The 10,293-nt window shown below is 68.9% G+C and carries 9 protein-coding genes; 6 read left to right on the forward strand and 3 right to left on the reverse strand.

Going from position 1 to position 10,293, the window contains the following annotated elements; genetic code table 11:
• The first annotated feature begins 154 nt into the window (after positions 1-154).
• The 5 genes from ACFWUQ_RS09195 (at position 155) to ACFWUQ_RS09215 (ending at position 5,011) form a co-directional block, all read left to right on the forward strand.
• The gene (locus ACFWUQ_RS09195; RefSeq protein ID WP_384535021.1) at positions 155-1,462 is read left to right on the forward strand and encodes a hypothetical protein; all 1,308 of its coding nucleotides are present in this window, start codon (positions 155-157) and stop codon (positions 1,460-1,462) included.
• A gap of 107 nt (positions 1,463-1,569) precedes the next feature.
• Positions 1,570-2,208, forward strand: a complete 639-nt coding sequence (locus ACFWUQ_RS09200) for a hypothetical protein (protein WP_384535023.1) — start codon at positions 1,570-1,572, stop codon at positions 2,206-2,208.
• A gap of 1,222 nt (positions 2,209-3,430) precedes the next feature.
• Positions 3,431-3,952 carry a hypothetical protein gene (locus ACFWUQ_RS09205; protein WP_384535026.1) on the forward strand — a complete coding sequence of 174 codons (522 nt, stop codon included), beginning with the start codon at positions 3,431-3,433 and terminating at the stop codon, positions 3,950-3,952.
• A gap of 198 nt (positions 3,953-4,150) precedes the next feature.
• Positions 4,151-4,477, forward strand: coding sequence for a hypothetical protein (locus ACFWUQ_RS09210; protein ID WP_384535029.1), 327 nt, complete (start codon positions 4,151-4,153; stop codon positions 4,475-4,477).
• A 69-nt stretch (positions 4,478-4,546) separates the two neighbouring features.
• Positions 4,547-5,011 (forward strand): hypothetical protein, encoded by a 465-nt coding sequence (locus ACFWUQ_RS09215; RefSeq protein WP_384535031.1) that lies wholly within the window; start codon positions 4,547-4,549, stop codon positions 5,009-5,011.
• Positions 5,012-5,320: 309 nt separating this feature from the next.
• Here ACFWUQ_RS09215 and ACFWUQ_RS09220 read toward each other — a convergent pair whose 3' ends face one another.
• Genes ACFWUQ_RS09220 through ACFWUQ_RS09230 form a run of 3 tightly spaced genes read right to left on the reverse strand, consistent with a single transcriptional unit; the run spans position 5,321 to position 8,953 of the window.
• The gene (locus tag ACFWUQ_RS09220; RefSeq protein ID WP_384535048.1) at positions 5,321-7,351 is read right to left on the reverse strand and encodes a DNA recombination protein RecN; all 2,031 of its coding nucleotides are present in this window, start codon (positions 7,349-7,351) and stop codon (positions 5,321-5,323) included.
• 5 nt (positions 7,352-7,356) lie between these two features.
• On the reverse strand, positions 7,357-7,935 hold the full coding sequence (locus ACFWUQ_RS09225) for an ABC-three component system middle component 2 (RefSeq protein WP_384535033.1): 579 nt from the start codon (positions 7,933-7,935) through the stop codon (positions 7,357-7,359).
• A gap of 43 nt (positions 7,936-7,978) precedes the next feature.
• Entirely contained in the window at positions 7,979-8,953 is a 975-nt protein-coding gene (locus ACFWUQ_RS09230; RefSeq protein WP_384535036.1) for a serine/threonine protein kinase, read from the reverse strand.
• A 193-nt stretch (positions 8,954-9,146) separates the two neighbouring features.
• Between ACFWUQ_RS09230 and ACFWUQ_RS09235 the strand changes: the two genes are divergently transcribed.
• Positions 9,147-9,452: a hypothetical protein gene (locus ACFWUQ_RS09235; RefSeq protein ID WP_384535038.1), complete on the forward strand. Its 306-nt coding sequence runs from the start codon at positions 9,147-9,149 to the stop codon at positions 9,450-9,452.
• Positions 9,453-10,293 lie beyond the last annotated feature (841 nt).

A 10,293-nucleotide genomic window follows, 5' to 3' on the forward strand; every position in this document is an offset into this window, starting at 1 on the left:
CGGTCGCTCACGCAGCCGTATGGCGGGCAGGTTGGGGCGAAAAAAGGGCCTGACCAGCCCCGATTGTGATTCATGCGTGGTATAGTTGTCTTGTTGGTCGGCGGTGGCAGTCGGCCAGCAAACCGAAGCCGTATCTCACTCCCCAGGGAGAGCTATGACCACGTCCAACACGCAGGTCGCTACCTCCGACACCGCGAAGAAGGAGGAAAAGCAGCCCGTAAAGCCGACCGCCCACTTCGCCGGAAGCCACGCGGAAATCATCGAAGCCCTGAATTTCGCTGAATTCGGAATTGCCCCGAAGGCGCAGCCGCCCGCGCAGCGCGGTGTGCTGATCGAGACCGGCCGGAACCGGATCACCTTCAGCGCCTACGACTTCGAGACCGCCGTTTCGGTCACGGTCCCGGCCGCGACGCCGCTCGCGAAGGGCTCCTCGCTCGTCGACTTCCCCGAGCTGAAGAAGACGCTCGCGGCCATGGTCGCCGGGGAGACCAAGGCTGTCGCCGCCCGGACCCGCGTGTCGCTCGCCGGAGACCTGCTGGCCACCGAGCACCTCACAGTGCCCGTCACCACGCACGACATCCACGAGTACACGCAGCCGCTGGAGGCCGTGCCCGCCATGGCCACCATGGACGCGCAGACCTTCCTCCGCCAGCTCAACCGCGTACTGCCCGCGGCGGCCCGCGACGACACGCTGCCCGTGCTCACCGGCATCCAGATCACGCTGGACGGCGAGACGCTCACCATGGCGGCCACGGACCGCTACCGCTTCGCCGTCGCGGAAGTCCCCGTCACCGTCGCCGTGCAGCCGTCGAAGGAGCCCCTGAACGCGCTCATCCCGGCCGCGACCCTCTCCGCCCTGGCCAAGCGGCTGAAGACCCATGAGGGAGCGGTGGGTATCGGCATCCTCGAAGACGACCACGCCGAGGGGGAGCCCGTGGCCAACTGGCCTACCCCGCGCGCCACGCTGTCGCTGGGCGCCGTCACCGTCACCATGCGCTCCCTGGAGGGCGGCTTCCCCAAGTACCAGTCGCTCTTCCCCAAGACGTGCGAGACGTCGGTCCAGCTCGACCGCGCCACGACCGAACGGGCAGTGAAGAAGTGCCAGGCCATTCTGACCGCCAAGGGCCTCAGGAACGTCCCCGTGATGTTCGCCTGGGACGCCGACGGCAACCTCACGCTCGCCCCCCGCCTGGACACGCCGGAAGACGCGGCCCGCACCAAGGGCATGCCCATCCCGACGACCATCACCCACGGCACCGGTGCAGGCCTGCGCGGAGGCATCGCCGCCTTCAACCCGGCCTTCCTCCTGGACGCGCTCGGCACGTTCACCACCGACACCATCACGCTGCACCTGGGCGAGATGAAGGACGGGCAGATCGGCAAGCCCGGACTCTTCACCGAGGGGCCCGACATGGCCAGCCAGGACTACAAGCACCTGGTGATGCACGTCCGCCTCGCCTGAACGACCAGCGGCACGCGGGGGCGGGGCCAGCACGGCCCCGCCTCCCGCACCCCCGGCGGGGAGTGGCACCCCGCCGGGCCCGAATACACACCCACAGGAGGTACCCCATGGCCTGGATGCTCGACTGGAGAGGCACCCCGATCACGTACCGCGCCCACGTCCTCTTCCCCCGGAAGTGGGGCCGCAGCGCCCACTCGACCGAGATGGTGGAAGGCGTCGTCCAGAGCTTCAGCCCCACCGGACGGATCACCGTCGACGTCCTTCGAACCTCCCGTCCGCGCGAGACCGGAGGAACCGGCCGCACCCGCTACGCGGTGCCGGCCCACAGCGTGACGGTCGTGCCCGATCCGGCCGGCCTGCGCGCCGGAGACCCGGATGACGCCACACCGAGCCCAACCCACCAGATGCCCGCCGCAGCCGCGCCCCGTGAGCTCTTGACGGTCGACGGGACGCAGTACGGGCCCTACCCCGGACAGCCCACCACAGCGTCGCGATCCCCGTACGGCACCTACCTGTTCACCGGCGAGACCGCGCAGCGCATCGTCGAAGACCTGCACCGGGACAACTGCGGCCTCACGGCAGCGTTCGAGTACGACGGCACGCTCACGTTCACCTGGGACGCCACCTATCGGGACGAGCCCGGCGCCGAGCGCGTCACCCCGGACGCCCAGGGCCGCTACGCGATCGGCGGACTGTGGCCCTGGGACAACTGGCCGGAGACCGGCGAGGCGACGCCCCAGCCCTGACGCTCCACCCGACGCAGCCCAGGCCCCTGCCCGTGGAAGGACGCGTCTCGGTCCGCCACGGGCAGGGCCCGGGGCGGGGCGCGTCCAGCACGCGCCAGCAGCCCGCGGGCGGCCGGGACGGCCCCCCAGCCCGCGACGGCCGGCGCGTCGTACACCGGCCTGCCCGGCGGCTCCGGCTTCACCCGCAGGAGTGAATTCACCCCTCGCGTACGCGGGCGGGGATCTGGCGGTGCGCCCCCAACTGCCCCTCAAAGCATAGCTATTGACAGCAAATGGGATCTTTCGCAATCTTTCGGACGTGGCTCCAAACGGGGTCCCGGAGAGGAGTTCGTGATGGGCAAGCAGCGGGAGTTCTACGACGAGCAGGCGGCGGCCGGCAGGCTCGGAGTCCCGGTGGCCGCCTGGCGCTGGGCGGCCGGGTCCGGACTGGTCCCGCCGGCGGACGCGGGGCCGGGCCAGTGGTCGCGGTCCGCGGTCGACGGGGCGGACGCGGAAGGCGTCCGCGCCGCCCTGCGCGGGCCGATGGCCGCGGGGCAGGCGGCGGACCGGCTGACCGAGGCCCTGGGCCAACCGCTGCCGCGGTGCCGCCCGCGGGTGACGGCTGCAGCGGTCGGCCACCTGGTGAAGGCCGGCCTGCTGGTCTGGCTCGGCGGGGAAGCGGCGTGCCCCGACGTACATCCGGACCAGCTGGCCGCCCTCGCCCGCCGCCGGGACCTGCCCGCGCTGCTGGACCGCCACGTCCCCTTCGGCCCGGACCAGGCCGCGGTCCGCCTGGGCGTGCGCAGGGTCGACTTCGACCAGGTCGTCAGGCTCGGATGGATCTCCCCGGCGGGCTCCGTGATGATCGACTACAAGTCCCACGGCGGCTGGACCAAGGTCCCCCTCTACTCGGGGGTCGATCTGGCCCTGCTCCCGGTCCTGCGACCCGGAGTGGACTGGGAAGCGCTGCGCACGGTGCCCGCAGGCCGCCGCTCGCCGCTCGCCGGCCTCGCGCCGGTCGCACCCGGGCGAGACGTGGTGCTGCTGGCAGAAGTGGCGAGGATCGCCCGAGTCGGCCGCGCCGCGGTGGTGAACTGGCGCCGGCGGCACGCCGACTTCCCGGCCCCGGTCGGCGGGACGGACACCCACCCGGAATTCGACCGCAGCGCGGTGGCCAGCTGGCTCCTCGACCACGACAAGATCGAGATCCCGTCCCAGATCCCGCCGGCCACGCTGCTCCTCGATGGCGGCGAAGGCGCGACCAGGCTCCGGCTCGACGGCCCGCTGCCTGCTCCTGGCGAACGACGCCCAGGACGAGGACCAGCTGACGGGCTGGACCACCGAGGACGACGCCGACACGCTGGCCAAGCTCACGGCCGGGGAGTTCGGAGCGTCGCTGCGCAGGCTGACTGTGCCCGGAGCGGCGCCGCTGGCGGTGCCCGGCGAGGTGCGGCTCATCGACCTGTTCAGGAACGGATCGGGGGGACTGAAGGTGACCCTGGCGTGGCCGGCCGCCCTCCGGGGCGCCGCCTCAGACAGCCAGGCGGGCGGAGTGGTGCGCCACGGCCTCGCGTACGCGGGATCGGGAGAGGCCTGCCCGTGCAAGCGGCACGCCTGCGGCGGCGTTGTTCCCGTCTCCTGGTGCGCAGAGCACGGGGCGTCGGCGGAGCCGGTCCTGGAATGGCACCCGGGCGGTGGAATCCGCTGCGCGCACCTGGCCCGAAGCCGGAGCGCTGCCGCCGCAAGCGCCTCGCCCGGGGTCTGATCAGGCGGTGGGCCGGGGCCCGGCGAGCGAGCCGAGCCTCGGCCGGGGCAGCGGAGCCCTGACGGAGCGGACGCCAGCAACTCCAGCCATCCAAGAGGTGCGCACCACACCCCGGAAGTGATGCATGCATGGTATAGTTGTCTTAATGGTTGGCGGTGGCAGCCGACCAAACCGAAGACACGATCGAGAGGATCACAGATGACCATGGCGACGGCGGAGCAGTTCTTCTCCCAGCCCGGCGACGAGTACCCGTTCTCCATCTCGGACATCGCCCGCCGAGCGGTGAAGCTCCTCGGCGAGGAGTGGCACGCCGAGTCCGGCTACTGGGGCGTCGTCGGCGAGATCACCACCCGGGACGGCGCCCGGTTCACCGTGGGCGTCGACCACGAGGGAGACCTGTACGTCCACGCGGACAAGAACGCCGAACCGACCTTCCTCATGGAGTACTTCGACTGCACCAGCGCCTCGGACGGCCTGGAAGAGGTCACCAAGCGCGTCGTCGCGGTGATCCTCGACATCGCCTGACCCATGTCCCTCGTTCCCCGCCCCGGGCGCCAGGGTGCGCCCGGGGCCCGGCCCGTCGAAGGAGCCTTCATGCGATTCCTGATCACGGACGACCACGGAACCGTCCTCGCCACCCTCGAAGCGCCCCCGGAGGGGGCGGTGTCCGTCGCCATCGAGCGGGAGGACGAACCCGACCTGCTCTTCGCTTCAGCAGACCTGTACGGGGACGGCAGCGTCCACGTGGGGCACTGGCCCAACGGGGTGGAGTGGGAGGTGCTGCTGCGTGCGACCGGCACGCCGAACCCGTACGGCTCCAGCAAGCCCCGTATGCAGCCGGCCCCGCCGCCGGGGCAGGTGAGTGCGCAGGAGATCGCCGAACTCCTCGACTCTCTGCCCTTGGACGAAGATGTGCTTGACGTAGCCGTGCACGAAGCGTTCGCGGAGCAGGCCAGCGAGGTGAACAACCAGGGACTGGCCGCCCAGGTCGAGTACCTGGCAGGCAGGTGTGCCGACGTGCACGCTCTGCGAGACCTGCTCACCGACCTCACCGCTTGATACCCCGCACGGCCCAGCCCTCTGTGAGGGGCGAGGCCCTTCCGCCCATGCCTGAGCCCTCGGCGTCGCGGCGACGCCGGGGCGGCGCGCACCGGCGGAGTACTCAGGGCGGTGGTCACCTGGAGAGCTGCTGCCAGGGTCAGGTCGGCGGAGACATCCCCGGAGGCGAGGACCCTGGCGTACGTCCCCGTCCTGTAGGCGGCCAGGGCCGCCGCGAGTGTCACCGCAGCCGTATCGGCCGGCCCCGCGCCCCAGTGGCTGATGCGGAAGACGCGTGAGTCGGGGCTGCTGGAGCCGTGGCAGTGACCGTCAGCTTTCGTCGGAGGTGGGCGGTTGTTGGGGGCTGGCTTCGTCGGTCGTCGTCTCGTCGTCGATCAGTCCGTAGGGAGGCTGGTCCTCGTTGCGGCTGTACCGCACCACGACGTTGTCTTCCACGAGCGTGGGCGGGCTGTTGTCGACGATGATCACCTGGGCACCGGTCCCCTGTTCAGCCAGCCAGCCGGTGAGGTGGCGGTAGAAGTCGTCGATAGCAATTGCGTCTGCGATCACCGCGTCCCGGGTGCCGCCGTGGCCGAGGTTCTTCTGCGGGCTGTCGATCATGAGGAATCCGGGGTGGGCGGCCGACGTTTCGACGGCCACCTCGAAGACGGCCAGCTGCCAGGCCAGAGTAAGGAGCGTCCGGGCACCGGACGATGCCTCGCGGTAGGAGTCGCCGCGCACGTGCGGAACCAGGTTTGTGTCGATCATCGGCTGGCTGAGTTTCGGGTAGCGCCACTGCCGCAGCAGCTCGCTGTACCTGCCGCTGATACGGCCGACGACCAGGTCCCGGTCCTGCGCGGCATCCCCCAGCCGATCGAGTTCCTCCCGCAGACGCTCGATCTGCGCCTCCTGCCGCTCCACAAGGGCGGCGCGCTTCTCCAGGCCGGCCTGAAGCTTCGTCGCGTTCTCGGCCTGCTGGAGATGACGGAGGACTTCCTCACGCCGACGTTGGAGGTTGTCGCGAGCGGCGAGGAACGGGGTGACGGTGGGCGAAGTGGCCTCGTCGACCGCGGCCGCGGCCCGTTCTTCGGCAATGGCGGCGTCTTCCGCCTGGAGCTTCAACGCGGCGAGCGACGCGTCCAGGCCCTCCACGTAGGCGGTGATCTCCTTCAGGCGGGCCTTGGTGGCCCTGACCTCGGCTGCGACATCCAGCCGGCTTTCATCCGAAGAGTGCTCGGCATTGGCGGTGCCGAGCGTCAGGTGCCCGTCGCCGTTGGGCAGCTCGTGGCTGCACAGACTGCACGAGCCGTTCTCCACCGACGGGGGAACGGGCAGCCGGTTCAGGCAGGCGGGACAGGTCGTGACGCTCAGGGGGTCGAACAGGCGCTGCGCTTCGGCCAGCATGTTGAGCTTGACGAGGTCATCCGCGTACTGAGCCCGCAGCGGCATCATGCGGGCGAGTTGCGTCTCGCAGTCACGTACCACGCCGGCGGCTCGCCGGGCGCGTTGGGCAGCTTGCTGGTGCTCGCGGCGTAGACGCCCGGCGAAGGTGGTACCGGCTTGCGCAGCCTCATCAAGGGCTTGTAGCTGCTGGGTCAGCTCCAGCAGTTCGCCCTCGTACTGCTGGGCAACCAGAGGCCCGACTGTGGGAACGTCCTGTTCGTCGACGAAAGCCCGCGCTGTGGCGAGTTCGGAGCGGGCCTGGTTGAGCCGGGCACCCAGTTCCTTGATGCGTTGCCCTAGCTCGACGGCGCGGTCGTCGTGAACGCCGAAGACGACGTCGACCACCTGCTTCAGCTTGTGCTTCTTCATGTACCTGTTCTCGAACAGGAAGTCCATGGAGGCGATGCGCTCGTTGGGCAGGAACGCGAGGCCCATGAGGTCACGGAAGCTCAGGGGGTCGGTGCGGGACTCACGGCTCGAAGGGGTCTCCCGAAGCTGGACGCCTTCGAGCTTGCAGTGCCCCAGCAGCAGAGCGGAGAGGCTTTCGGGCGCTCCCGCCGGCTCGATGGGCCTGCTCTCGGGCTTGGACAACGGCGGGCTGTCCAGCGTCCCCCGGCGTACGTAGGCGACCTTCGACGGCTCCCCGACGGGCCGCTCGATGACGTGAGGTTCGCCGGACAGCTCGACTTCCAGAAGGCAGGAGCGGACCTTCCGCAGCACCTCTGGATGCCGTGGATGCCGCTTCCCGCCGAGGCCGTAGGCGATGAACTCCAGCACCGCGGTCTTGCCCGAGCTGAACGCTCCGGCCACCACGGACAGGTCCCGCACCCGTTGGTCCTGCGTGAAGTCGACGTCGTAGTTCCGGCTGACGCCTGCAAGGCGCAGGCGCCGGATTCGGATGCCAGGCAGAGGCTGCATGGTGGTCACCCCTCCCAGGGCATGTCAGGTGCCTGCGGCCCCGGGCCCAGAACGCTGAGGAGCGCGGCACCGGGCCCGCCCTCTCCGTCCGGCCGCAGCCACCGTGCGGTCTGTTCCCGCAGCGCCTTGTCGCTGAGCTTGCGGAGGTGACGCACGACGATGGACGCCGCAGTGGTAAACGACGCGGCGTAGGTGGCGGTGAAGCGCGCACCCAGCTCTCGGCCGCGGTTGCTGATCGAGTAGGCGAGGGCGCCGTTGCGGTTGTGGACCTCACAGCATCCGTAAGCCACGAGCAGTGCGAGGTCGTGCTGGATGCGTTCCCGCCGGCTGGTGAAGCGCTGGGAGGAGGAGGCGTAGGAGAGCACCTGCGGATCGAACCCGGCCAGCCTGAGCAGCTTGCCCTCCCGGCCGTCGGAATCGACGACGAGGAAGGGGTTCGCCGACAGGAAGTCGTAGTAGCCGATGCGCTCCAGGCTCGCCCCCTTCGCGTCCTGCCCGGCGACGGCGTCGAGAAGTAGCAGCAGCTGCGCCAGCCGGAAGGTCACCTCGTCCTCCGGCATCATCACCGGCCGGTGTGCTTCCACGGCGAACTCCTCGTAGGTCTGACAGAACAGGCGACGGCAGCGGTCAGCCGGCGGAGTGCTCGGCGGCGATCTGCCGCCAGTGTTTGACCCAGCCCGCCTTGCGGTTGTCCACCAGCCGGTGCACCAGCCCCCAGCTGTGCACCAGCTCCAGGCGCAGCGACTTCGGCAGTTTGTCGTGCTCGTTGCGTACATCCCGCCAGACACGGGGGTGGAGAACCCGAAACGCGTCCTCGGCCGCGCATTCGTTGAACTGCATCTCCCAGAGACCATGAAGCGTCGCATCGGCGGAACTGAGCGCCGCCACCTCCGCCGGAACATCCTTATGCGCGATCTCACGGGCCACCAGATCGGCATTGAAGAACTGCCTCTTGGCCGAGTCCAGCTCCACATGGCCGGCCTCGGTCATCTGCCGAATGAACAGGGCGGAGCCGAGAGCCGCTGCCTTGTCGTCCTCGACTTCGAGCACCAGCCGAAGCTGCTCGATGGGGGCGGGGGCGGCCTGAGCGTAGGTCTCGTAGAAGCCGCGACGCACGTCGTCGCCCTCGGGGCTGAGCAACTTTTTCCGGAGGGCGGTCTCGTCCCAGAGCTGGATGACGAGGCTGTGTTCCTTCTCCTTCGCCTTCGTCCACGTGTCCCACCATGCCGTCATGGGTCCGTCCATGCTGGAGGGGATGCACAGAATCCAGCAGGCGATGGTGTGGCCGTTCTTGACGGCTGCCTTCAGCACGTTGTCGAGCGAGTCTTTGACCTGCTGCACGTGCTTCTTCGTGGTGACCGGTATGAAGTACTTGGACTGCCACACCGTGATCGCCCCACCGAGGTTTCCGGCGAAGGCGTCGATACCCCAGTCGCCCGGGTTGGCAGCGACGGACCGTACGCCTGGGGTTGTCGCGGCGGCAAGCTGAGCGATCATCGTTTCGAAGTCGTCGCGGGCTCCGCCGGGGCTTCCCCCGCGGACTGCGTGCACGTCGAAGCTGATCGGCTGGACACCCGTCGGCACGGCTATCGAGTCAGGCACAGCCCACCCCCCCCTGCGCCGGTGGACTGCACACAGGATGTCCCCCGTGCGTCACACACCGTATCGACGGAGCCTATCCAAGGGTCACTCGTCTGATCAAGAAGAGGGACGTACCGGCATCTCAATTGCTCCCCGCAGGCTCCTTCCCAGCGCCGACACCAGGAATCCGTACCTGTGAGAGGTGGAGCCCCGTATGTCTGTCACGTTCTTCGCCGACTTCACGGATGAGCCGGTGAACATGGCCAACGCCAACGCCGTCCGCGTGCTTGATGTGCTCGGTTACGACGAGCTGTACGGGGATGCTGACGCGGAAGACTTCCTGGGCCGGGTGTTGGTGGCGCTCGCGGTAGCTCCTGCGGACGCGGGGCGTCCGGCCACGGTTGACGGCAACTTCATCGACTGCGGGCGTCCGCCTGGCTACACACAGACGCGACTGGAGGAGCTGCGAGAGCTGGCCGAGGACGCGTGCGCGCGGAGGCTGCGCGTTGCCTGGGGGTGAGTCGGCCTGAAATGGGTTGGGTGATGGGGTGTTTTGACGGTGTGATAGCTGTGTGGGGGAGGCCCGGAAGGGCCTCTTCTTCTTTTCCGGGGTGGTGTTCTTTTCGATTCCCGGGCGGTCTGTATTTCTCGGCAGCGCTATCTGACGTGTCATCAGGTTCGGAGGGTGTGACGGTCCGTCTGTGAGGCGTGCGAGTGATATCGGAACGGAGTCTCACGCGGCGAAGAAATAGAATTCGAAGCCCGCCGATTAGGCCGTAAGGCCGCCCCGGAATTCGAGCACGCCCCGGCCCTCGTGAATCCGGAAGCCCGTAAGGGTGGCCCACCCCGGACACGGCGCCCGGAAGGGCGCTGAAACCCCCTCAGGTAATGACACCACCACCCCCGCCCCCGAACACCCCCACCCCACCCAAGAGACACCCGCACACACCCCCTCCCACCCCCACAGGCCCCGACAGGGGCCCACACCCCCCACCCAGCCCCCACCAACCCCCCAACCAGCCACCACACATGACACCAACCCCCAGACCCTAGCCACACCCCCACAACAAAACACCCCCCACACCCCCAAGCCCCGAAGGGGCCCACACCACCCACCACCCCACCCGCCGGCAGGCGGGCCCCACCCCACAACCAACAGCCCATCAATTCCCGCAACGCGGGAATTAAAAGAAAAGCCTGAAAGGCTTTCAAAACCCACCAACCAAGAATTGCCGAAAGGCAATATAAACCCGCCCAACAAAACCCCCGAAGGAGGTTGACATAAACCACCCCGAATTCCCCGAAGGGGAATTCCCTGCGGGAATTGCCGAAAGGCAATTCCTTTAGGGGCATTTATGCCC

The organism is Streptomyces sp. NPDC058662, from assembly GCF_042716255.1.
In the GTDB taxonomy this organism is placed as follows: Bacteria; Actinomycetota; Actinomycetes; order Streptomycetales; family Streptomycetaceae; genus Streptomyces.

Excerpts from the sequence above, each read along its gene's own strand:
- ACFWUQ_RS09195 (WP_384535021.1), top strand. The coding sequence starts at position 155 with ATGACCACGTCCAACACGCAGGTCGCTACCTCCGACACCGCGAAGAAG.
- ACFWUQ_RS09200 (WP_384535023.1), top strand. The coding sequence starts at position 1,570 with ATGGCCTGGATGCTCGACTGGAGAGGCACCCCGATCACGTACCGCGCC.
- ACFWUQ_RS09205 (WP_384535026.1), top strand. The coding sequence starts at position 3,431 with ATGGCGGCGAAGGCGCGACCAGGCTCCGGCTCGACGGCCCGCTGCCTG.
- ACFWUQ_RS09210 (WP_384535029.1), top strand. The coding sequence starts at position 4,151 with ATGACCATGGCGACGGCGGAGCAGTTCTTCTCCCAGCCCGGCGACGAG.
- ACFWUQ_RS09215 (WP_384535031.1), top strand. The coding sequence starts at position 4,547 with ATGCGATTCCTGATCACGGACGACCACGGAACCGTCCTCGCCACCCTC.
- ACFWUQ_RS09220 (WP_384535048.1), bottom strand. The coding sequence starts at position 7,351 with ATGCAGCCTCTGCCTGGCATCCGAATCCGGCGCCTGCGCCTTGCAGGC.
- ACFWUQ_RS09235 (WP_384535038.1), top strand. The coding sequence starts at position 9,147 with ATGTCTGTCACGTTCTTCGCCGACTTCACGGATGAGCCGGTGAACATG.